Below are 21,803 nucleotides of genomic sequence, written 5' to 3' on the forward strand. Positions count from 1 at the left end.
ATGAGTAACGACGATCGTACCCAGTTCATGCCGACACCCGGTGGCCGTGGTGGAGATCCCTTCCGCCCGGACGCTGGCCGGCCACAGCCGACGCCTGCGCCTGCACCGCTGTCGATGCCAGCCGCGCCGGTGCTCACCGGCAAGGCCGAGGGCCTCAACCCGTTGGAAAGCGCCGCCGGCCCGCTGTTGGCGCTGCTGACGCGCCTGCGCAACACCATTGCTCACCCGGCGCCGGCCAGTTTGCGCGCACAACTGCTGGCTTACCTGCGCCAGTTCGAAGAGCGCGCCGAGGCCGCCGGTGTGGTGCGCAACGATGTGTTGCTGGCCCGCTACGCCTTGTGCACCGCGCTGGACGAAGCGGTGTTGAGCACGCCGTGGGGCGGCACCAGCGATTGGGGCAAGCAAAGCCTGTTGATCACCGTGCACAACGAAGCCTGGGGCGGCGAGAAGGTGTTCCAGTTGCTGGAGCATTGCCTGCAAAGCCCGCGCGAGCGCCTGTATCTGCTGGAGCTTTTGTACCTGTGCATGTGCCTGGGTTTCGAGGGGCGCTACCGGGTGATGAACGACGGCCGCAGTCAACTGGAAGCGTTGCGTGAGCGCACCGCCGCCGTCATCCGCAGTGCCCGTGGCGATTACGAGCGCGAGCTGTCGCCGCACTGGCGCGGTGTCACTGTGGCCCGTGATCGACTGGCGCAATTCATGCCGCCGTGGATCGCCGTGGCCATCGGCGCGGCCTTGCTGCTGGCGCTGCTGTTCGGCCTGCGCATGAAACTGGCCTCCGATGCCGAGCCGGTGTTCAAGAACATTCACTTCCTGGGCGAAATCCCGGTACAGACCATCGACCGCCCCGTGGTGCAGCCGAAAGTGGTCGAGCGCCCACGCCTGGCAGGCTTTTTGGCTGATGAAATCCGCGCCAACCGGATTGCCGTGGAAGACGCCGTCGACCGCTCGGTGGTGACCATCCGCGGCGATGAACTGTTCGCCTCGGGCAGCGCCAGCATCAAGGACGACTTCCAGCCGCTGATGCTGCGCATCGCCGATGCGGTGCGCAAGGTCAAGGGCCAGGTCCTGGTCACCGGGCACAGCGACAATCGGCCGATTGCCACCCTCCGGTTCCCGTCCAACTGGGCGTTGTCCGAAGCGCGGGCGCAATCGGTGCTGCAAATTCTTTCGGCCAAGACCGGCCAGCCCGAGCGCTTCAGCGCCGAAGGCCGCAGCGACACCGAGCCGTTGGCATCCAACGCCACCCCAGAGGGGCGTGCGCGCAACCGTCGGGTTGAAATCACAGTATTGGCGGAGGGGGTCGAGTGAAGGCGTTTTTCAGTTTTATGACCCGCTGGGTCATCCCATTGCTGGGGCTGATCGCCCTGAGCCTGATCATCTGGTTCGTTGGCCCGCTGCTCGATTGGCTGGTGCCCGAAGGCCGCCGCTGGGCCTTGATCGTCCTGGTGTTCGCGGTATGGATCGCCTACCGGGTGTTCCGCATCATCCAGGCGCGCCGTCAGGCCGCCGAAGTGATGCGCAGCCTGGCCGCGCAAACCCCACCGGACCCGACCAGCATCGCCACCGCCGAAGAGCTCGAAACCCTGCGCCAGCGCATGGACGAAGCCTTGGCCCTGCTCAAGAAAGCCAAGCTGGGCGGTGACGAACGGCGCAACCTCTATGAACTGCCGTGGTACGTGATCATCGGCCCGCCGGGGTCGGGCAAGACCACCGCGCTGGTCAACTCCGGATTGCATTTCCCATTGGCCGCGCAACTGGGCGCCGGTGCCGTGCGCGGTGTTGGCGGCACGCGCAATTGCGATTGGTGGTTCACCGACCAGGCGGTCCTGCTCGACACCGCCGGGCGCTACACCACCCAGGACAGCGACGCGACCATCGACAAGGCCGCCTGGCTGGGCTTCCTGGGCCTGTTGAAAAAACAACGGGCCCGGCGCCCGATTGACGGCGCGTTCATCGCCATCAGCCTGTCCGACCTGCTGTTGGGCAGCGACGCCGAGCGCGCCGCCCATGCCGCCGCAATCCGCCTGCGGATCCAGGAGCTCTACACCCAACTGGGCGTGCGCTTCCCGATCTACCTGATGCTGACCAAGCTCGACCTCGTGCCCGGGTTCATGGAGTATTTCGACACCCTGAGCAAGGAAGAGCGCGCCCAGGTCTGGGGCATGACCTTCGCCCTGGACGATGGCAAGAGCAGCGACAGCCCACTGGCGCACCTGCAAAGCGAATTCACCGGCCTTGAGCAGCGCCTCAACGACCGTTTGGTGGAACGCCTGCAACAAGAGCGCGACCCGGCGCGGCGCGATCTGATCTACGGCTTCCCGCAGCAGTTCGGCGCGCTGAAAGATTGCCTGCAAAGCTTCCTAGAAGGCGTGTTCAAACCCAACGCCTTCGAAGAGCGCGTGTTGCTGCGCGGTGTGTATTTCACCAGCGGCACCCAGGAAGGCAGCCCGATCGATCGCCTGATCGGCTCCATGGCCCAGAGCATGAACCTGGACCGTCAGCACCTGGCGCGCCAGACCGGCACCGGGCGCAGCTACTTCATCGAAAAACTCTTCACCGCCGTGGCCTTCGCCGAGCGCGGGCTGGTGGGCGTCGATCCGAAAGTCGAGCGGCGGCGCAAGTGGATCGCCCGCGGCGTCCTGGCCTCCACCGTGGTGTTGGTGCTGGTGGTCAGCACGTTGTGGTGGGTCAGCTACCGCGCCAACCAGGCCTACATTGCCCAGGTCGATCAGAAGGTCGCGCCGTTGGGACAAACCGTGCAGAACCTCAGCCCGGCGCAACGGGATGTGCTCGCGGTGTTGCCATTGCTCAACGCCGTGAAACACCTGGCCGACGACGCCCCGAGCTGGGCCGAAGGCCTGGGCTTGTACCAGGGCGACATGCTCGAAGCCGAGTCCGGCAGCGTCTACCGCAAGCTGCTGATCGCGGTGTTCGCCCCACGGCTGCTGACCCGCATCGAAGAACAGCTGCACAGCGGCGGTAATTCGGACTTCCTCTACGAGGGCTTGAAGGCCTACCTGATGCTCGCCGACACCGAGCACTACGATGCCGATTTCATCAAAGCCTGGATCGCCCTGGATTGGGACCGCAGCCTGCCGCGAGACTTGCCAGCCGAGCAGCGTCAGGCCCTGACCGCGCATTTGCAGGCACTGTTCGAGCGCCGTCCGCCCCTCGCGCGCCTGGACCAGCGTCTGGTCGAAGACCTGCGTCGCCAGTTGCAGCAATTGCCGGTGGCCCAGCGGGTCTATGACCGGATCAAGCGCCAGAAACTGCCCGACGGCATCCCGGACTTCCGCATCAATGAAGCCGCCGGGCGTGACGCGGCGCTGGTGTTCAGCCGCAAGAGCGGCAAGCCGTTGGGCGAGCCGCTGAGCGGGTTCTTCACCGTCAAGGGCTACCGCCAGGGCTTCTTGCTCACCAGCCTGAGCCAGACCGGCACCCTGGCCGAAGAGCAGTGGGTGCTGGGCTTTGAGCAGGCCGATCAGCAGAACGTCGCCAGCCTAGCCGCCGATGTACGTCGCCTGTACTTCCAGGATTACCTGCGCCAATGGGACGCCTTGCTGGCCGACATCGACTTTGTGCCGATCACCAGCGTGGCCCAGGCCGCCGATGTGCTGCGGGTGATTTCCGGTCCGACCTCGCCGTTGAAAAAGCTGTTGGTGGCGGTGGCGAAGGAAACCGACCTGCAACAGGATGAACGCCTGCTGGCCGCCCAAGGTGCGCCGGTAGAAGGCGGCGTGGACAAACTCAAGGAGCGCCTGGGCAGCTTGCTCGGCCAGGAGCAGTCGACGCAAAACGCACCGGCGCAAAGCGATGACCCGATCACCGCGCACTTCGCCGAGCTCAACAGCATCGTCAGCAAAAGTGAAGGCGAGCCGGCGGCCATCGATGGCTTGCTGGCCGACATGAACGCTTTGTACGTGCAGGTCAGTGCCATGGTCGGTGCCAGCGGCGACGCCTTGCTCGGCGAAGCCAAGAACCAGGCCACGGCCGCTGCTACGCGCGTCAGCCTCAACGCTGAACGCCAGCCGCCGCTGGTGCAGGGTTTGGTCAAGTCGGTGGTCAACTCCACCACCAACAGCATGATGGGCGGGGTGCGCAACCAGCTGAACGCCGCCTGGACCAGCGAAGTGGTGAATATCTATCGCCAGTCCCTGGCCGGGCGCTATCCGATGTCGCCAGGCAGTGCGCGGGACGCGACCCTGGATGATTTCGGCCAGTTCTTCGGCGTCGGCGGGGTAATGGACAACTACTTCCGCAAGTACCTGCAACCCTACGTCGACACCTCGACGCCGACCTGGCGCTGGCAGCCGGGCGCGGCGCAGAAGCTCGGCATCGCCCCTGGCGTGCTGCAGACCTTCCAGCGCGCGGCGACCATCCGCGATGCGTTCTTCCGTTCCGGTGGCACGCAGCCGATGGTGCGTTTCGAGCTCAAACCGGTGGCGATGGACTCGACCATCACCCAGTTCCTGCTCGACCTCGACGGCCAACAGTTGAGCTACGACCACGGCCCAAGCCGCCCGACCGCCATGCAGTGGCCGAACCCGGGGAGCATCGGTGTGGTGCGGATCTCGATCATGCCGCCGTCGTCCAATGGTCGCTCCGGCATCACCCTGGACGGGCCGTGGGCCTGGTTCCGACTGCTGGAACAATCGGACCTGACCGCCGGTAACTCGCCGGATCGCTTCAACCTGCGGTTGCGGGTCGATGGCGCCAGCGCCTCTTATGAGCTGCGGGCCAACAGCGCCTTCAATCCATTCAAGAGCCGGGTGCTCAGCGGCTTCAGCCTGCCGGAGCGGCTATGAGCACACCGGGCTTCTATGGAAAGTTGGCCAGCCGCGGGGATTTCGTCAGCCGTGGCTTGCCCCAGAGTTTTATCGGCCCGTGGGATTCGTGGTTGGCGGCGGGTTTGCTCGCCAGCCAGACCAGCCTCGGCGAGCGCTGGCTGGATGCTTATCTGGTCAGCCCGCTGTGGCGCTTCATGGTCGCGCCGGGTGTGTGTGGCCCGGACGCCGCCGTCGGGGTAGTGATGCCGAGCATCGACCGGGTCGGCCGTTATTTCCCGCTGACCGTCGCGGTGCTGCTGGAGCCCGACGCGGACCCGGCGTCCGTGGTGGGCGGTGCGGACGAGTGGTTCGAGCGGGTCGAGAACCTGTTGCTGAGCACGTTGAGCGTGGAGGCCAGTTTCGAGGCGTTCAACGAACAGCTGGAAACCCTCGGTAGCCCGATGCACCTGCCGCGCACGCCGAGCAGCCGTTTCGCCAGCCTGCATCGCTTCGATGCCACCGACCCGCAGCGGCGCATGAGCGCCCTGGCCGAGGCGGCCTGCGAAGGCGCGAGCCTGTGGTGGGGCCAGGGATCGGAGCGCATCGCCCCGGGTTTGATGCGCTGCCAGGGATTGCCGGCGGCGGCTGATTTTGCGCAATTTTTGCTCGGCCAAGAAGGTGTTGTGTAGATGCGTCCAAGTGCCGGAAAAGCAATCAAGTCTGCAAGCAAGAGCCATGTCGGGATGGTCCGCCAGGTCAACGAAGACGCCTGCCTGGACCTGCCGGAAAACGGCCTCTGGGTGGTGGCCGACGGCATGGGCGGGCACGCGGCGGGCGACTACGTCAGCAGCCTGATCGTCGACAGCCTGCGCGGCATCGCCGTGGGGCGTTCGCTGGACGAATACGTCGCGGCGCTGCAAAGCGACCTGCTGCGGGTCAACGCCGCCGTGCGGGAAGAAACCGCCAACCGTGGCGTGACGATGATGGGCAGCACCGTGGTGGTGTTGGTCGCCCGCGACCTGCGCGGCATGTGCCTGTGGGCCGGTGACAGCCGTTTGTACCGCTTGCGCGACGGCGTGCTCGAAGGCATCTCCCGGGACCACAGCTACGTCCAGGATCTGCAGGACAGCGGCCTGCTCAGCGAAGCCGAGGCGCGGGTGCATCCACGGGCCAACATCGTTACCCGGGCCATTGGCGTCGAGGCGCAACTGAACCTGGCGCTGACCGAGCTGCTGCTGGTGCCCGGCGACAGTTACCTGTTGTGCAGCGACGGGCTGACCAAGACCGTCGAAGACGATGAAATCCGCGAAGTCTTGAGCCACGACGAGCCCGGCGAAATCGTCAGCAGCCTGGTGTCCCTGGGCCTGATGCGCGGCGCGCCGGACAACATCACCGTGGTGGTCGTGAAGGTGCCGTCATGAGCTTGACCCTGAACATTGTCATCCCCGGCTACGACATCGAAGGGCCGATCGGTGAAGGCGCGATGGCCAGCGTCTACCTGGCGACCCAGCGTTCGCTGGAACGCAAGGTGGCGTTGAAAGTGATGGCCGCCGCGCTGGCCGCCGACCCGACCTTCTGCGAGCGTTTCCTGCGCGAAGGCAAGACCCTGGCGCGACTGTCGCACCCGCACACCGTCACCATCCATGACATCGGCAACGTCGGTGAGCTGTATTACATGGCGATGGAGTACCTGCCCAACGGCACGCTCAAGGAACGCATCGCTGCGGGCCTGACGCCGGAGCAGGGCCTGACCTACATCCGCCAGATCGCCTCGGCCCTGGGCTATGCCCACGGCTTGGGCCTGGTGCACCGTGACGTCAAGCCGGCCAACATCCTGTTCCGTGCCGATGGCACGGCGGTGCTCTCGGACTTCGGTATCGCCAAGTCCCTGGACGACCGCACTCAATTTACCCAGGCCGGTTTTGCGGTCGGCACGCCCAGCTACATGAGCCCGGAACAGGCCCGTGGACAGGACATCGATGGCCGCGCTGACTTGTACGCCCTGGGCGTGGTGCTCTACGAAATCCTCGTCGGCAAACTGCCGTATACCGGCAACGATGCACTGTCCACGGCCCTGGCGCACCTGACCGAACCGTTGCCGGAACTGCCGGTGCACCACGGCCGTTACCAGGACGTGCTGCGCAAGCTGCTGGCGAAGGATCCGGCGGAGCGTTTCCCGGATGCGGCGGCGTTGCTGCGGGCGCTGGATAACCTGCCAGACGAGTCGGCGCAAGCGACGTTGATTCGGCCGTTGTCGTTGCAACTGCCGACCACGTCGCCTGCGGTGGACGACTTGGCGGGTTTGACGCCCATGTCCATCGACATTCCCAGCGGCCCGGCTTATTCACCACCGCCGCCACAATCGCAGCCCAAGCCCGTTGCGCCGCCGATAAAACCGACGGTTCAATCCTCGGTGTCGGAGCAACGCAAGGGCCCGGTGTTCGCCCTGGCCGCCGTTGCGGTCGCCGTGGCGCTGGCGCTGGGTGGCGCGGGTTATTGGTGGTTGTCCGGTGATGACGGCAAAGCAGTGAAGACGCCAGTGGCCACCACCACCTCGGTCAAGCCACCGGAAGTGAAGCCGCCGCAGGCCCCGGAAGTACCAGGGGTCAAACCACCTGTTGTCCCTGCGGCTCAGCCACCCGTGGCGACCGAGGCTGATGGCGGCCAGCGTCCGCTGTTGATGGCGGGCAAGAAAACCCTGTTCCAGCGGGTGCTGAGCAAACCGGGGGCGAAGCTCGCCGACGCGCCGGGCGCGGCACCGGGCAAGGCACTGCCGGCGTTTTCCGTGCTTTACGTGTATCAGCGCAAGGACGTCGACGGCGGTTCGTGGGTACGAGTCGGTGCGGCCACTGACGGGCGCAGCGACGGCTGGTTGCCCGCCGCCCAGGTCAGCGACTGGAAGCAGAGCCTGGTGCTCAAGTTCACCGAACGTTCTGGCCGTGCGCCCGTGATGTTCCTGCGTCAGCCAGGCGACGTGGAAAAGCTCCTGGCTAACCCATCGGCGGCCAAGAACGTGTTGCTCAAGGCACAGCAGAGCCCGCAGGACGACCAGCAAGTACTGGCCCTGGAGCCGGCTGCCAGCGCCGTGCCGCAGAGCCAGTTCTACCTGCTGCCGATCTTCGATTCCCGCGAGAGCCTCGATGAGAACGGCCAGCCGGTGCAGTTGCTGAATGTGGCGTCGATCGATCCGGGCAACACCCCCAAGGCGTCGAGCAACACGCCGATCACCACCGCCAACGCCGACGCGTTCCGCACCGCCGTGGTGCTGGTGGTGGACACCACCGTGTCGATGCAGCCCTACATCGACCAGGTGCGCGACGTGGTCCACGAACTGCAAACCCGCATTGCCGAGCGCGGCGAGTTGGACAGCGTCAGCTTCGGCATGGTGGGTTTCCGCAGCAGCATCAAGAAAACCCCGGGCCTGGAATACGTCGCCAAGACCTTGATCACCCTGGAGCAGGGCCGCGACCCGCAACGCTTCATGGAGCTGGCGCGCCAGGTCAAGGCATCGACGGTGTCGAGCCATTCGTTCAACGAAGATGCGTTTGCCGGGGTCATGGAAGCCGTCGAAGGCATGGACTGGTCCGGTTATGGCGGGCGTTTGATCCTGTTGGTCACCGACGCCGGGGCCCTGCGCAAGAACGATCCATTTGCCGCCACGCAAATGAACGAGGCCGAAGTGCGCCAGGCCGCACTGGGCAAGCAGATCAAGATCTACGCCTTGCACCTGCTCAGCGACGCTGGCAAGAAAACCCACGCCGGCGCCCAGAGCCAGTACCGCACCCTGACCGCCGACGCCAACCCGCAGATCGGCGATCTGTACATTCCGGTGCCGGGCGCCGATGTGCGCAAGTTCGGCGAGCGCGTCGACGAGATCGGTTCGGTGTTTGCCGACCTGGTGCACCAGGTGCGCAGCAACAAACCGCAAGCCGTGCCGCTGTTGAGTGCCGCGCCGAGCCTGGCGGATAAATCGGCGGCGGTCGGCTACGCGATGCACATGGACTTTTTGGGGCGTAAATCCGCCAGCCAGGCGCCGCAACTGGTCAGCGCCTGGACCGCCGACCGCGACCTGACCAACCCGGCGCTGCCGGCGTTCCAGGTGTGCGTGATGCTGACCAAGCTGCAACTCAACGACTTGCAGCAGTCGCTGAAGCTGATCGTCGACGCGGCCCGCAAGACCCAGAGTTCACCCAAAGATTTCTTCCAGGAAATCGCCAGCGCCAGTGCCTACATGAGCCGCGACCCGTCGGCCCTGCGCAAGGGCGGCAACCTGGCCGACGGCGGCATTCTCGGCGAGTACCTGGAAGGGCTGCCGTACCGCAGCAAGTCGCTGAACATGACCCAGGACCTGTGGTTGTCGTTGAGCGTGGCCGAGCAGGAAGACTTCATCGACGAGCTGGATTCGAAAATCCGCCTCTACGAAACCTTCCACAACGACCTGGCGAACTGGGTGCGTTTCGGCGATGCCGAGCCGGGTGATGCCTTGTACCGCGTTCCGTTGTCGACGCTGCCGTGATGCTGAACATGAGCGCGGTGCACAAAAGCCGGGGCGCTGGTAGTCAGCGCTACAGCCTGGTGATTCCACGGCTGCTACTGCGTGCCGGTGAACAACTGGCGGTGGTCGGCCCCAGCGGCTGCGGCAAAAGCACCTTGCTCGACTTGCTCGCGCTGGTGCTGGCGCCGGATCAGGCCGGGCGCTTCGACTTCACGCCCGCCAACACACCGCTGGACATCGCCAAATTGTGGCGTGGGTCGCAACAAGGCACCTTGGCCGAGCTGCGCAGTCGTCACCTGGGTTATGTTCTGCAAACCGGCGGCCTGTTGGGCTTTCTGGACGTGCGCGGCAACATTGAGTTGTCGCGAAAACTGTTGGGTTTGAAGGATGACGGCAGCGTGACGCGCCTGGCTGGGCAGTTGGATATTGCCGATCAACTGGACAAAAAACCGGCGGACTTGTCCGTCGGCCAGCGCCAGCGAGTCAGTTGCGCCCGCGCTCTGGCCCATGGCCCGCGCCTGCTGCTGGCGGATGAACCGACCGCCGCCCTCGACCCGCTGAACGCCGAGCGCGTCATGCAGTTGCTGGTGGCCCAGGCGCGCGAGCACGGCGTGTGCTGTGTGGTCGCCACTCACGACGAGGCCCTGGCCCGTGCCAGCGGTTTGCAGGTGCGGCGCATCAGTTGCCGTCGCGATGTCGACGGCGGTGTCACCGCCACCCTCGGGGAGGCTTGCTGATGCGTGGCGCGCTGGTGGCCTCCCTGGCCTGGCAGGATTACCGCAACGATGCCTGGCTGTCGGCCTGCTCGGTGCTGGCGTTGGTGGCGGTGGTGGCGCCGTTGCTGGTGTTGTTCGGCCTGAAGTTCGGCTTGGTCAGCAGCCTCACCGAACGCCTGCAGAACGACCCGGCCACCCGGGAAATCATCCCCTTGGGCGGCGGTCGCTTCAGTGCCGAGTTCGTCGAGCAATTGAGCCAGCGCAGCGACGTGGCTTTTGCCTTGCCGCGCACTCGGCAGATCGCCGCCACGGCGGACTTGAGCGGCGATGCTTCGGTCGTCACGGTCGAGATGATTCCCACCGCGGCCAACGATCCCTTGTTCGAGCATTTGCCGGTGCCGCAAGGCCTGGATCAAGTGGTGCTCAGCCAGACCGCCGCCGAAAAGCTCGGCGCCAAGGCCGGCGATTGGGTGCAGGCCAGTTTCGGTCGGCAGGTGGCCGGTCGCAGCGAGGCGCAGCGCACTCGCGTGCAGGTATTGCACGTGCTGCCCCTGCAAGCCTTCGCCCGCGACGGTCTGTTTGCACCCCTGGCCTTGCTGGAGGCCGCCGAGGATTACCGCGATGGCCGCGCCGTGCCCGCGTTCGGCTGGCCGGGCGATGCGGTGAGTGTGGCCGGGCAACGGGTCTACCCGGCGTTTCGTTTGTATGCCCGCAGCCTCGGCGACGTCGAGCCGCTGCGTCAGTATTTCGCCGGGCAGAACCTATTGGTCTCGACCCAGGCCCAGACCATCGCACAAGTGCAATCGCTGAGCCGCAATCTGTCGATCGTGTTCTGGATCATCGCCGGGTTGGCCTTGGCCGGCGCGTTCGCGGCGATCTTTGCCGGCGCCCTGGCGGCGGTGGAGCGTAAGCGTCGGGAGCTGTCAGTCTTGCGCCTGCTGGGGGTTTCCACAGCGGCGCTGTTGCTGTTCGTGGTGTTGCAGGCGCTCTACAGCGCCACCTTTGCGGCCCTGCTGAGTGCCGGCTTGTATGGCCTGGCGCAGTCGGGCCTGAATTATTTATTTGCACAGATGCCCGGCGAATACGCCAGTCATCTGTTGGTGCGTCACTACACCTTGGCCCTGGTGGCCGTGCTCGGCGTCAGCGCTGTCGCGGCGGCTTGTGGTGGCTGGCGGGTGGCGCGCATCCAGGCGTGTGAAGGAATTCGCGATGTATAAGTTATTGGGCGCCGCCGTGGCGTTGAGCCTGGCCAGTTTGGCCTGGGCCGATGAAGGCACCGACAAGTTGGACAACCCCAAGCCGTTGCCCGATGACGTCAGCCTGCCGCTGCCGTGCGAAGGGCAGATGGTGTTTCGTTACGTCTACATTCTCGCCCAGGGCACCCTGGACGACCGCGAGATCAGCCTCGGTTACCCGTTCAGCGAAGGCGAGGCGGGTTATCAGCAGTCGTTCATTTCCGGCTACCGGCGCGACTTCATCAACGGTCAGTTCACCCTCAAGGACCTGCCCAAGGACTGGAACACCACCATCACGCCGTTGATGCCCAAGACCGACGCCAAGACGCCGCTCAAACCGATGCTGTACTTCATCGGCAAGTACGAAGTCACCGCGCGCCAGTACGCCCAGGTCATGGCCCAGGCGCAATCGCTGGCCAGCGGCGAACCGGCCCCGGCCTGCGAAACCTTGCAAGCCGATTTGCCCCAAGGCGTGGCCGGGCGTTTGCCCAAGGTGAAACTGTCGAAATTCGAGGCCGAGCGTTTCTCGGCGGTGTACAGCGCCTGGCTGATGAAGTACCACAAGGACCTGCTGCCGGTGAGCGGTCGCGGCACTTCTGCCGAAGATGGCGGGCTGGGTTTCGTGCGCTTGCCAACGGAAGTCGAGTGGGAATTCGCCGCCCGTGGCGGGCAAGCCGTGAGTCGTCAGGACTTGGAAGGGCGCCTGTTTCCGCGGCGCCTGGAAGGCAGTGAAAGCGACGGGCCGCTGGCCGATTGGGCGGTGTTCAATCAGGTCGCCGGTGGCACTGGCCAGGCAGCGCGGCTGATGCCCATCGGCACCAAGCTGCCGAATCCGATTGGCCTGTTCGACGTGGTCGGCAACGCCGCCGAGATGGTCCAGGAATCCTTCCAATTGGTGCACGCCGGTCGCCGCCAGGGCGCCTATGGCGGCTTCGTGGTCAAGGGCGGCAACTACCTGGAAGGCGAGGGCACGCTGTTCACCGGCATGCGCCGCGAGTACCCGTTGTTCGCCGCCGACGGCACTGAGCAAAGCAACGAAACCACCGGTTTTCGCGTGGCCGTCGGGGCGTTGTCGGCGCCGCGTTCGCGCTACAAGGAACTGTTCGCCCAATGGCAGAAAGAAGGCCGCCTCGCGTCGCTGACCGATGCCATCGACGACGCCGATGACCCGACCAAGCGCCTGGACAGCATCATCGCCGCCAGTGTCGACCCGCGCCTGCAAGCCGAACTGGGCCTGGTCAACGAAGAACTCAAGCGCAACGTCTCGCTCATCGCCCAGCAGCGCGAGGAAGCGGCGGGCAACCTGATCCAGTCGTCAGCCTTGGTGGCCGAGACCGTCAACAACTACAACATTCGCCTGACCAATCTGCAGAACAGCCGGCAAGCCGCCCTGGACGCCAAGGACGAGGCCAGCGCCCAGCTGTTTGCCACAGCCATCGACAATGGCCGCAGCGCCTTGGACGGCGCGGTGGCGATTTACATCGACAACCTGGCCACCGGCACGCGTTACACCGATGCGGTGATCCAGGCGCAGTTCCAGCGCATCAAGGAAGAATTGGAGCGCAAGCCGGTCCTAGGCAAGAGCCTGGTGGCGCGTGCAACGTTATTCGTTCGTCATGTCGGGGATTATCGTCAGCAAAAACGAGCCGACCCGGCGGCGATATTGAAGGAATTGCTCGCATCGAACGCTCAGCGGTCTTGAGTGTTCGTTGTCAGCGAGCTTGGAAGGGACTCAGGCGGCAATGGGGCTGCGCTGAGCTGGTCAAAACTTAAACGAGAACACCACTATGCTTTTCTCCCGTAAACCTTTTGCTTCGGTTTCCAAGCGTCACTTGCTGATGGTCGCTGTCGGCTTCAGCACCGTACTGACCGGCTGCGCCACGTCGCCGACTTCCAAAGTCGCCTCGAGCACCAAGGTCGAGTACTACCCGAACTGCTACGAGCCGGTGCAGCACCTGCGCTCCACTGAGGGCAGCATGACCAAGTCGGTGGTTACCGGCGCGGCCGTTGGTGCAGTGGGTGGTGCGCTGCTGGGCGCCCTGACCGCCGACAAGGAAGACCGTGGTCGCAACGCGGCCATCGGTGCTGCTGGCGGCGCCCTGGCCGGTGGTGCAGCCGGTTACTACACCGAGCGCCAGAAGCAGATCGCCGATGACAACCAGCGCATCGCCTCCTACGCCGCCGACGTCAACAAAAGCGTCTCCGACATCGACCGCAGCACCGCTTACGCCAAGACGTCGCAGCAGTGCTACCAGAACGCGTTCAGCAAACTGGTTGCCGACCGCAAGGCCAAGACCGTCAACGACACCGAAGGCCGCAAGCGCCTGGCGGAAATCGTCGCTGGCCTGAAAGAGTCGAACGACCTGATTGTCGCGGTCAACGGCAAGGCCTCGGAAGATCTGAACAACTACACCCAGGCCTATGAGAAAGACCTGCAGCAGGTGGGTGTGCAGCGTACTGACGTGGTGACTGTGGCCACTGCTGATACCACGCCGGTCGTGGCTCAGACCACCAGCAAGACCAAGAAGATTGTGAAGCCGGCGAAAAAACCACCGGTGTTGCCAACCGTGCCGAAAGAAGCGGTGACCACCGAGAAAACCCTGCAGACCGCCAAGGCCAAGCAGGATGAGAGCAAGCAGGTCGCCAGCGCGGGTACCACTCAGGTCAATAGCATGTGCAAGAACCCGGACCTGGGTGACTGGGCACCGGTTCCTTGCCCGAATGTTTGATTGAGTGAGGGCTGCTGATCATTGGTCAGCAGCCAAACTTGTGGGAGCGAGCTTGCTCGCGATAGCGTCCGTTCAGTTGGCATCCATGTTGACTGACCCGTCGCTATCGCGAGCAAGCTCGCTCCCACAGTTGTTTTGTACTGGCTGAAATATCTGCAACACCCCGGGGCGGGCCTGCTCGCGATGGCGCCAGCCCAGACAACCCATAACCCGTGGCGAGGGAGCTTGCTCCCGCTCGGCTGCGCAGCAGTCGCAACACCGGCTCATGCGGTCCGGCTGAAAAAAAGCAGGGGCCTGCTTCGCAGGCCAGCGGGAGCAAGCTCCCTCGCCACGTTGGGTTTGTGTGGAGTCGAAATTAGCGCTCGACCAAAGTCCCTGTGGGAACGAGCCCGCTCGCGATGGCGTCGGTTCAGCTTGCATCAATGCCAGCGCTACCCCTTGGCGTCAGGCGCCGCCATCCCCTTGTTTTCCAGATCATCCAACGCCCGCTCGACCAACAACTGCACCCCATCGGCCATGCGGCTTATCGCCAGGGCTATGCAGCGGCGTGAGTCGTCGACGTCGTCGGCCAAGTCGGCGGCGATGGTGCTGATGGAGAGCAGGTCTTCGGAAGCGTTGGCCAGCAGGGTTTCGGTGTCGATGTGGGGGGAGACGATGAAGAGCTGGTTTTTGTCGGGTTCGGGCGGGGAGGGTTGGGGGTTGAGGTAGTAGTCGAGGGCGCGGGTGGCGGCGTCTTCGAGCTTTTTTTCTTCCTGCGCTTGGACGCGGGATTTGTGGCCGTTTTGTGGCGGATTAGGAGTGACCTTGAACATAGATGTATCCCGATATGTATTTGAAGAAAACAGCCACCGTTCGTTGCACCGAATTAAGGTGGCAGCCGTGCGTAGGTGTGCAAGACCGGGCATATCGGACCCCGGCAGACTCGAAAGTCTCCCACGCACAGCCGCCATAGCAGTTGCGCGCCGATATGTACCGGACTTGCACGTCCGTGTCACCGTTTTTTGCGATGACGAACAAAGGTTAGCGGTGCCCCAGGGCCCTGCCTAGTTCACGAACAGCTCGGCGTTTTGAAGGAAATATCCGAGGAGCAAGAGAGCAAAAAGGTCAAAAGATCGCAGCCTTCGGCAGCTCCTACGGAAATGGGTGTAGGAGTTGGCGAAGGCTGCGATCTTTTGACTTTTTGTTTTGTGACTTGGTAGTCATCTTTCGCGAAAACCGGCTTATCTTCCGCTAAAGCGATCCGATGATGGCGTTCCGCCGAGGAATCGCTAAACTGCCAGCCATTCATCTTTCTTCACGAGGCGGTGCCCATGAAATTTCGTTTTCTGCTGTGGATGCTGGGGTGGTTGATGGGCAAGGCCAGCCGGACCAATCCGGCGTTCCAACAGCAGTTGGGCGATAAGGAATTGGTGTTCCAATTGCAAACCCTGGACGGCAAGGTCGCCCGGCATTTCACCGTGAAGAACCAGCGCATCACCAGCCAGTCCGGCGTTTATCCGACCCCGGCCTTCGCCATCGCCTTCAAGGACGCCGCCTATGGCTTCGCCACGATGCAGGCCAAGAACAAGCAACTGGCATTCATGACGGGGATTCAGGACAAGTCGATCCAGATCAAGGGCAACCCGGCGCTGGTGATCTGGTTTCAGGGCCTGACCAAGTACTTGAAACCGAAGAAGGCCAAGGCCTAGCCAAGAACCCCGTGGCGAGGGAGCTTGCTCCCGCTGGGCCGCGAAGCGGCCCTAAATGGGTTAACGCAACCCTCCAGGCAGATCGCGTCAGGCGGTTTTGCGACTGCTGCGCAGCCGAGCGGGAGCAAGCTCCCTCGCCACAAGAGCTTCACTTACCTGCACAAGCCAGGTGAGTCTATTCAACCGTGGCTGAACTGCGAAGCCAGTTCCCGCAGCAGCACTTCGGCTTCAAGCACTTTGCTGACCACGTCATTGACCTTGTCCCGAGACAGTCCTACACGCTCCAGCAGAGCATCGGGAATTTCCTCGTCCGGGCCGGAGCCGATCCCTCGCGAGCGCAGCAGGCGTACGGCCAGGCACACCAGGTTCGGGTAGGCGGCGTATTCGCCGTCGTAGTGCGGGTCGTGCTGGAAGCGCAGGGCGGTGGCCAGTTCGTCGGGCATGTCCCAGTAGCGCATCAGCCAGGCGCCGATCTGCTCGCGACTGATGCCCAGCAGGTGCTGTTCCACGTAGCTGTGGCACAGGTGCGGGTTGACCTCCAGGTGCCGGCAGATCAGCGAGAAGTGCGGCGGGAACACGTGGGCCAGCAACAGGTAGCCGAAGTTATGCAGCAGGCCCGATAGGTAGGTCAGGCCGCCTTCGGGTCGCTGGGCACGGGGCATGGCGCGGGTCAGGCCTTCGATGACGGCGGCGGTGTAGATCGACTGGTGCCAGTAGGGCGTGGTGTGTTGCGGGTGGTCTTTGGGCAGGCTCAGGGTCTTGCCCAAGGCCAGGCCCAGTGCCAGGTTGATCACCAGGTCGAAGCCCAGGACCCGGACGATGGCGTCTTCCACTGAACGAATCTTGCCCGGCGAGGCGTAGTAGGGCGATGCGGCCCAGCTCACCACTTGCGCGGCCAGGGCCGGGTCGGTTTCGACGACGCCGGTGATGTCATCGATGGTCGCGTCTGGGTCGACCCGCAGCTTGATGATTTTCTGAGCGGTTTCGGCCAGCGGCGGGATCTCGATGGTTTCTTCCAGCCGTTGCTGGATACGCCGGGCGGTGAACGCCTGTACGGCCTGGGTGATTTCCGCGCGGTCGTCGTGTGGGCGGTCCAGGTTTGGGGTGATGTTGCTCACGGCTTCGCCGAACGTCGCGGCGCTGGCCTTGGTGAGCATGGTCTTGAACGCTTCGCTGGTGACTTCCAGCAGCAGTCCCGGCTCGCCCGAGTTGATCAGCAGCTTTGGCTCACGCAGCAGGCTTTCTTCGTACAGGCAGGGTGAGCTGGTCAGCGCCGGCAGACCGGGCAGCAGGCTCAGGCTGTGTTTACCGAGCATGCGCTCCAGGCGGTCGGTAGGCACTGCCGTGAGTTTGCGGCCGGTGAGTTCGGCCAGGCGGTTGAGGTCCAGCAGTTGGCTTTGCGGAAACAGCACCATCAGCGCGCCAACGGCATCGTGCAGCAACACTGCCTGTACTTTGCGGGCTGGGTTCAGGCCGGGGCGTTCGAGCACTTCGTCAAAGCCGATGCCCAATTTCTCGAGCAACAGCCGAATAACAGACGGAGCGTGCGGGGATTCGGGAACGAGGGCAGCTTCTGTCATGGTCTGTATCCGTTTTCCTACAAGTTGGTCAGTATAACCAGCTTGTCCGGTACGCGCGTCCGGAAAACTGAGCGCGTGCTCACACTTGGCCGTATTGCTGCCCGTGACGCAGCCAGCGATCCAGCAGCGGGCTGACGTGGTCGGGCCAGCGTTCCAGCAGCGCCTGGGCGGCATCGCGTACGGCGGGGAGCAGGTCGGCGTCGCGCATCAGGTCGGCTACCTTGAATTGAAGCAGACCGGTCTGGCGCGTGCCGAGCATTTCACCGGGGCCGCGCAATTCGAGGTCTTTTTCGGCGATGACGAAACCGTCGTTGGTTTCGCGCATGATCCCCAGCCGCTGGCGACCGATCTGCGACAGCGGCGGGTGATACAGCAGGACGCAATGGCTGGCGGCGCTGCCTCGACCCACGCGTCCGCGCAACTGGTGCAACTGTGCCAGGCCCAGGCGCTCGGGGTTTTCGATGATCATCAAGCTGGCGTTGGGCACGTCGACGCCCACCTCGATCACCGTGGTGGCAACCAAAAGTTGCAGGGCGCCGGCCTTGAACTCAGCCATGACGGCGGCTTTCTCGGCGGGCTTCATGCGTCCGTGGATCAGCCCGACCTTCAACTCGCCGAGGGCGGCGGTGAGGTCCTCAAAGGTGGTCTCGGCCGCCTGGCAGGTCAGTTCTTCCGACTCTTCGATCAACGTGCACACCCAATAAGCCTGCCGCCCTTCGGCGCAGGCGCTGCGCACGCGCTCGATCACCTCCACTCGTCGGGTATCGGTGACCAATACGGTGTTGACCGGCGTACGGCCGGGCGGCAGTTCGTCGAGGATCGAGGTGTCGAGGTCGGCGTAGGCGCTCATCGCCAGGGTTCGCGGGATCGGCGTCGCGGTCATGATCAGTTGATGAGGGCACATCCGCCCGCCCACGCCTTTCTGCCGCAGGGCCAGGCGCTGCTGCACGCCGAAGCGGTGCTGTTCATCGATGATCACCAGGGCCAGGTTCTTGAATTGCACTTCGTCCTGGAACAACGCGTGGGTGCCGACCACCATCGGTGCCCCTTCGGCGATCTGCGCCAGGGCGGCGGTGCGGTTCTTGCCCTTGAGCTTGCCGGCCAGCCAGGCGACTTCGATGCCCAACGGTTCGAGCCAGCGCTGGAAGGTGATGAAGTGTTGTTCGGCGAGGATCTCGGTGGGCGCCATCAGCGCCACTTGATACCCCGCTTCCAGGGCCTGGAGCGCGGCGAGGGCGGCGACCACGGTCTTGCCGGCGCCGACATCGCCCTGGATCAACCGCAGCATCGGCTCGGGCTGGCTCAGGTCGTAGGCGATTTCGTTGCCGACCCGTTGCTGGGCGCCTGTGGGGGTGAACCCGAGGTTGGCCAGGTAGCGGGCCGGCAGATCCCTGGCCTTGGGCATGGCTGGGGCGCGCAGGGAACGCAGGCTTTCGCGCAGGCGTTGTTGGGACAGTTGATGGGTCAGCAGCTCTTCGAACGCCAGACGATGCTGGGCCCAGTGATGGCCGACGGCGAGTTCGTCCACGTCGGCATCGGCGGGCGGATGGTGCAAGTAGCGGATCGCATCGGCCAGGGGGGCCAAGTGGTAATCCCGGGCCAGTTCCGTGGGCAGCCAGTCGGGCAGGCTGCTGGGGCCGAGCAGGGTCAGGGTTTGCTGGCAGAGCTGGCGCAGGCGTTGTTGGGTCAGGCCTTCGGTGAGGGGGTAGACCGGGGTCAGGGTTTCGTCCACCGGCGGCGGTTCGTCACCGGTGATGGCGCGGTATTCCGGGTGATAGATCTCCAGCCCCGAAGCCCCGGGCCGCGCCTCGCCGTAGCAGCGCACACGGGTGCCGCGCTTGAGGCCCTCCTTTTGCGCATTGCTGAAATGATAGAAGCGCAGGCTGAGCCCGCCGGTGCCATCCTGCAAGCGCACCACCAGGCTGCGACGGCGACCCATGACCACGTCGGCGCCGCTGACGGTGCCTTCGATCACCGCATCCTGTCCCGGGCGCAGATGGCCGATGGGCACCACGCGGGTGCGGTCCTGGTAACGCAGCGGCAGGTGGAACAGCAGGTCCTGGAGGGTTTCCAGGCCGACCTTGGCCAGTTTCTCGGCCATGGCTTCACCGACACCCTTGAGTGTGGTGACCGGCACTTTCGACAGCTCCGTCATGGGCGTGGCTTACTTGCCAGCGGGCGGCTTGGCCACGGAGCACAGGCGGATCGAGTCAGCGAGGATCTCGATGGCCTTGGGCCGCGGGAAACTGGCGCGCCAGGCGATGGCCACGGTGCGGAACGGCACGGGCGGCGTCAGCGGGCGGACTTCGATCACGCCCGGGGAGTAATGATGGCTGTCCACCGCCGACAGCGGCAGGATCGAAATACCCAGGCCCGACGCGACCATGTGGCGGATGGTTTCCAGGGAGCTGGACTCCACCGTGGTGTGCTTGGCGCCTTCGTTGCCCTTGGTCAGGGTCGGGCAGGCTTCGAGCACCTGGTCGCGGAAGCAGTGGCCTTCGCCAAGCAACAGCAGGCTCTTGTCGTTGAGCTGGGCGGCGTCGATGGTCTTTTTCTGGGTCCAGGGGTGCTGGGCCGGCATCAGGACGTAGAACGGTTCGTCGTAGAGCGGCAGGGTCAGGACGTCGGCTTCGTTGAATGGCAGGGCGATGATGATCGCGTCCAGCTCGCCGTTGCGCAGCTTGTCGCGCAGCACATGGGTGAAGTTTTCTTCGATGTACAACGGCATCTGCGGGGCGACCCGGTGCAGTTGCGGAATCAGGTGCGGGAACAGGTACGGGCCGACGGTGTAGATCGCGCCGACTTTCAGCGGGGCGGTCAGTTGGTTCTTGCCGGCCTGGGCCAGTTCGCGAATACCCTGGGCCTGCTCCAGGACCTTTTGCGCCTGGGCCACGATGCCTTCGCCCACTGGAGTCAGGCGCACGGCGCTTTTGCTGCGCTCGAAAATCAGCACACCGAGTTCGTCTTCAAGCTTTTTCACGCCCACCGACAGCGTCGGCTGGCTGACGTGGCAACGCTCGGCCGCATGGCCGAAATGCTGCTCTTGGGCGAGGGTCACGATGTAGCGTAATTCTGTGAGGGTCATGGCGAGCGTCCGTGAAGTTGCGAGCCAAGCATACCGGCTGCAATCGATAGACGCACGTTATCAGACTGGGGGGGCGGTGTGACACTGTCCAATGTCTGTTGGGGCGTTGCCGAATATGAAAAAGGCATCTTTCGATGCCTTTCTGTCGGTTGTACTTATTGTGGCGAGGGAGCTTGCTCCCGCTGGGCCGCGAAGCGGCCCCAAAACCAGTGAGTGCGCTGTATCAGGCAGATCGTGTTGATCGGGCCACGGCCTGCTGCGCAGTCCAGCGGGAGCAAGCTCCCTCGCCACAGGATTCACCTGCTACCGGGTTGCCAGGTTCAGTCAGCGCCGGCGCTTGTCGATGGAGTACACAAACGGTGCCGTCAGTTCGATGGTGCCGTTGGTCAGCAGCTCCGCCGGCGGCTTGGGCAGCGGTTGGGCGCGGCGGATCATTTCCAGGGTGGCCCGGTCCAAGGAGTCCGTGCCGGAGCTGCCCACCAGTTCGAATGACAGCACGTTACCTTCGGCATCCACCACGAAGCGCAGGCGGTTCATGCCTTCCTTGTTCATCTGCTGGGCCCTGGGCGGGTACTTCTTGTACTTGCCCAGGTGCGCCAGCAGCGTGCCCTGCCAGTTGGCCTTGGCAGCCGATTGTGCAGGTGACGGGCCAGGAGCCGGTTGCGCGGACTTCTCGGCCACTGACTGGGTTGGCGGGGTGTCGCTGGGCTTCTGCTCCGACGGCTGTTCCTTCGGCGGCTCGGGCTTTTTCTCCACCGGTTTGGGTTTGGGCGGTTGTGGCTTTGGCTTGGGCTTGACCGGCTTGGGCACGGAAATCTCCGGCTTCGGCGCTTCGGCAAGCTTGGGCAGAGGCAATTCTTCGACCGGCTCGGGAGGTTGCGGCGGTGTGACGACTTTTGGCGGTGCCGGCGGCGGCGGGGCTGGTACCGGCGCCAGCTCGACCATCATCGCCTGGGGAGGCAATTCGATGGGCGGGCGCGATGTCCAGTTCAACGCCAGGGCGATGGCGAGCGCATGCACGCCCAGCACCACTGCCAGGCTACCGCTGTAACGCGTCAGCTTTTGGCGCGTCGTGATCATTTCTGCCGCGCCGTCTCGAGTCCGACCAGGCCGACCTTCAGGTAGCCAGCGCCCCGCAGCGCGTCCATCACGCTCATCAGGTCGCCGTAGTCCACGCCTTTGTCGGCCTGGAAGAAGATCGTCGTGTCTTTCTTGCCTTGGGTCTTGGCGTCGAGGGTCGCGCCAAGGGTTTCGGCCTTGACCTCTTCTTCGCCCAGGAACAGGCGCTGGTCGGCCTTGACGCTGAGGAACACCGGTTTTTCCGGCCGTGGCGAAGGCTTGGCCGTCGACGCCGGCAGGTCAACCTTGATGTCCACGGTGGCAAGCGGGGCGGCCACCATGAAGATGATCAACAGCACCAGCATCACGTCGATGAACGGCGTGACGTTGATTTCGTGGTTCTCGGCCAGATCGTCGTCTGCGCCTTCTTTCAAATGCAGGCCCATG

The 21,803-nt window shown here is 64.4% G+C and carries 16 protein-coding genes; 10 read left to right on the forward strand and 6 right to left on the reverse strand.

Translation table 11 applies throughout. The features are described from left to right. The 9 genes from BLT00_RS07000 to tagQ all read left to right on the forward strand — a co-directional run bounded on the left by BLT00_RS07000 (nucleotide 1) and on the right by tagQ (nucleotide 13,944). Nucleotides 1–1,311, forward strand: a complete 1,311-nt coding sequence (locus tag BLT00_RS07000; protein WP_063323777.1) for a DotU family type VI secretion system protein — start codon at nucleotides 1–3, stop codon at nucleotides 1,309–1,311. Next, nucleotides 1,308–4,808, forward strand: coding sequence for a type VI secretion system membrane subunit TssM (gene tssM, locus BLT00_RS07005; RefSeq protein ID WP_092148334.1), 3,501 nt, complete (start codon nucleotides 1,308–1,310; stop codon nucleotides 4,806–4,808). The genes BLT00_RS07000 and tssM overlap by 4 nt, the downstream gene beginning before the upstream one ends. Continuing rightward, nucleotides 4,805–5,458 (forward strand): type VI secretion system-associated protein TagF, encoded by a 654-nt coding sequence (gene tagF, locus BLT00_RS07010; protein WP_063323779.1) that lies wholly within the window; start codon nucleotides 4,805–4,807, stop codon nucleotides 5,456–5,458. Before tssM ends, tagF begins: the two co-directional genes overlap by 4 nt. Continuing rightward, nucleotides 5,459–6,190 (forward strand): PP2C family protein-serine/threonine phosphatase, encoded by a 732-nt coding sequence (locus BLT00_RS07015; RefSeq protein WP_072348199.1) that lies wholly within the window; start codon nucleotides 5,459–5,461, stop codon nucleotides 6,188–6,190. After that, entirely contained in the window at nucleotides 6,187–9,285 is a 3,099-nt protein-coding gene (locus BLT00_RS07020; protein WP_092148331.1) for a serine/threonine-protein kinase, read from the forward strand. Before BLT00_RS07015 ends, BLT00_RS07020 begins: the two co-directional genes overlap by 4 nt. Next, nucleotides 9,285–10,001 carry an ABC transporter ATP-binding protein gene (locus BLT00_RS07025; protein WP_092148328.1) on the forward strand — a complete coding sequence of 239 codons (717 nt, stop codon included), beginning with the start codon at nucleotides 9,285–9,287 and terminating at the stop codon, nucleotides 9,999–10,001. Before BLT00_RS07020 ends, BLT00_RS07025 begins: the two co-directional genes overlap by 1 nt. Then, nucleotides 10,001–11,197 carry an ABC transporter permease gene (locus BLT00_RS07030; RefSeq protein WP_092148325.1) on the forward strand — a complete coding sequence of 399 codons (1,197 nt, stop codon included), beginning with the start codon at nucleotides 10,001–10,003 and terminating at the stop codon, nucleotides 11,195–11,197. The genes BLT00_RS07025 and BLT00_RS07030 overlap by 1 nt, the downstream gene beginning before the upstream one ends. Then, entirely contained in the window at nucleotides 11,190–12,917 is a 1,728-nt protein-coding gene (locus BLT00_RS07035) for a formylglycine-generating enzyme family protein (protein WP_092148322.1), read from the forward strand. Before BLT00_RS07030 ends, BLT00_RS07035 begins: the two co-directional genes overlap by 8 nt. An 85-nt stretch (nucleotides 12,918–13,002) precedes the next feature. Next, nucleotides 13,003–13,944, forward strand: coding sequence for a type VI secretion system-associated lipoprotein TagQ (gene tagQ, locus BLT00_RS07040; protein WP_092148319.1), 942 nt, complete (start codon nucleotides 13,003–13,005; stop codon nucleotides 13,942–13,944). Nucleotides 13,945–14,375: 431 nt separating this feature from the next. On the opposite strand, the gene BLT00_RS07045 is transcribed toward tagQ, so the two are convergent. Continuing rightward, a complete protein-coding gene (locus BLT00_RS07045; protein WP_092148316.1) occupies nucleotides 14,376–14,756 on the reverse strand; it encodes a DUF6124 family protein in 381 nt (126 codons plus the stop codon). A gap of 498 nt (nucleotides 14,757–15,254) precedes the next feature. Here BLT00_RS07045 and BLT00_RS07050 point away from each other — a divergent pair, with 498 nt between their 5' ends. After that, complete coding sequence (locus tag BLT00_RS07050; RefSeq protein ID WP_092148313.1) at nucleotides 15,255–15,632, forward strand: helicase; 378 nt, start codon at nucleotides 15,255–15,257, stop codon at nucleotides 15,630–15,632. A gap of 179 nt (nucleotides 15,633–15,811) precedes the next feature. On the opposite strand, the gene BLT00_RS07055 is transcribed toward BLT00_RS07050, so the two are convergent. The 5 genes from BLT00_RS07055 to exbD all read right to left on the reverse strand — a co-directional run bounded on the left by BLT00_RS07055 (nucleotide 15,812) and on the right by exbD (nucleotide 21,802). Continuing rightward, the gene (locus tag BLT00_RS07055; protein WP_063323788.1) at nucleotides 15,812–17,212 is read right to left on the reverse strand and encodes an aminoacyl-tRNA deacylase and HDOD domain-containing protein; all 1,401 of its coding nucleotides are present in this window, start codon (nucleotides 17,210–17,212) and stop codon (nucleotides 15,812–15,814) included. 79 nt (nucleotides 17,213–17,291) lie between these two features. Further along, a complete protein-coding gene (gene recG, locus BLT00_RS07060; protein WP_092148310.1) occupies nucleotides 17,292–19,367 on the reverse strand; it encodes an ATP-dependent DNA helicase RecG in 2,076 nt (691 codons plus the stop codon). A gap of 9 nt (nucleotides 19,368–19,376) precedes the next feature. Then, nucleotides 19,377–20,297, reverse strand: coding sequence for a hydrogen peroxide-inducible genes activator (locus BLT00_RS07065; RefSeq protein ID WP_063323790.1), 921 nt, complete (start codon nucleotides 20,295–20,297; stop codon nucleotides 19,377–19,379). 324 nt (nucleotides 20,298–20,621) lie between these two features. Next, nucleotides 20,622–21,377 (reverse strand): energy transducer TonB, encoded by a 756-nt coding sequence (locus tag BLT00_RS07070; protein WP_063323791.1) that lies wholly within the window; start codon nucleotides 21,375–21,377, stop codon nucleotides 20,622–20,624. Continuing rightward, the gene (gene exbD / locus BLT00_RS07075; RefSeq protein ID WP_063323792.1) at nucleotides 21,374–21,802 is read right to left on the reverse strand and encodes a TonB system transport protein ExbD; all 429 of its coding nucleotides are present in this window, start codon (nucleotides 21,800–21,802) and stop codon (nucleotides 21,374–21,376) included. Before exbD ends, BLT00_RS07070 begins: the two co-directional genes overlap by 4 nt. Nucleotide 21,803 lies beyond the last annotated feature (1 nt).

The organism is Pseudomonas sp. NFACC51 (genome assembly GCF_900103575.1).
GTDB classification, from domain to species: domain Bacteria; phylum Pseudomonadota; class Gammaproteobacteria; order Pseudomonadales; family Pseudomonadaceae; genus Aquipseudomonas; species Aquipseudomonas fluorescens_Q.

Bases quoted from the DNA above. Each gene is read 5' to 3' on its own strand.
- BLT00_RS07070 (WP_063323791.1), bottom strand. From the start codon at position 21,377: ATGATCACGACGCGCCAAAAGCTGACGCGTTACAGCGGTAGCCTGGCA.
- BLT00_RS07020 (WP_092148331.1), top strand. From the start codon at position 6,187: ATGAGCTTGACCCTGAACATTGTCATCCCCGGCTACGACATCGAAGGG.
- BLT00_RS07050 (WP_092148313.1), top strand. From the start codon at position 15,255: ATGAAATTTCGTTTTCTGCTGTGGATGCTGGGGTGGTTGATGGGCAAG.
- tagF (WP_063323779.1), top strand. From the start codon at position 4,805: ATGAGCACACCGGGCTTCTATGGAAAGTTGGCCAGCCGCGGGGATTTC.
- BLT00_RS07025 (WP_092148328.1), top strand. From the start codon at position 9,285: ATGCTGAACATGAGCGCGGTGCACAAAAGCCGGGGCGCTGGTAGTCAG.
- BLT00_RS07015 (WP_072348199.1), top strand. From the start codon at position 5,459: ATGCGTCCAAGTGCCGGAAAAGCAATCAAGTCTGCAAGCAAGAGCCAT.
- BLT00_RS07030 (WP_092148325.1), top strand. From the start codon at position 10,001: ATGCGTGGCGCGCTGGTGGCCTCCCTGGCCTGGCAGGATTACCGCAAC.
- BLT00_RS07000 (WP_063323777.1), top strand. From the start codon at position 1: ATGAGTAACGACGATCGTACCCAGTTCATGCCGACACCCGGTGGCCGT.
- exbD (WP_063323792.1), bottom strand. From the start codon at position 21,802: ATGGGCCTGCATTTGAAAGAAGGCGCAGACGACGATCTGGCCGAGAAC.
- tagQ (WP_092148319.1), top strand. From the start codon at position 13,003: ATGCTTTTCTCCCGTAAACCTTTTGCTTCGGTTTCCAAGCGTCACTTG.
- BLT00_RS07055 (WP_063323788.1), bottom strand. From the start codon at position 17,212: ATGACAGAAGCTGCCCTCGTTCCCGAATCCCCGCACGCTCCGTCTGTT.
- recG (WP_092148310.1), bottom strand. From the start codon at position 19,367: ATGACGGAGCTGTCGAAAGTGCCGGTCACCACACTCAAGGGTGTCGGT.
- BLT00_RS07035 (WP_092148322.1), top strand. From the start codon at position 11,190: ATGTATAAGTTATTGGGCGCCGCCGTGGCGTTGAGCCTGGCCAGTTTG.
- BLT00_RS07065 (WP_063323790.1), bottom strand. From the start codon at position 20,297: ATGACCCTCACAGAATTACGCTACATCGTGACCCTCGCCCAAGAGCAG.
- BLT00_RS07045 (WP_092148316.1), bottom strand. From the start codon at position 14,756: ATGTTCAAGGTCACTCCTAATCCGCCACAAAACGGCCACAAATCCCGC.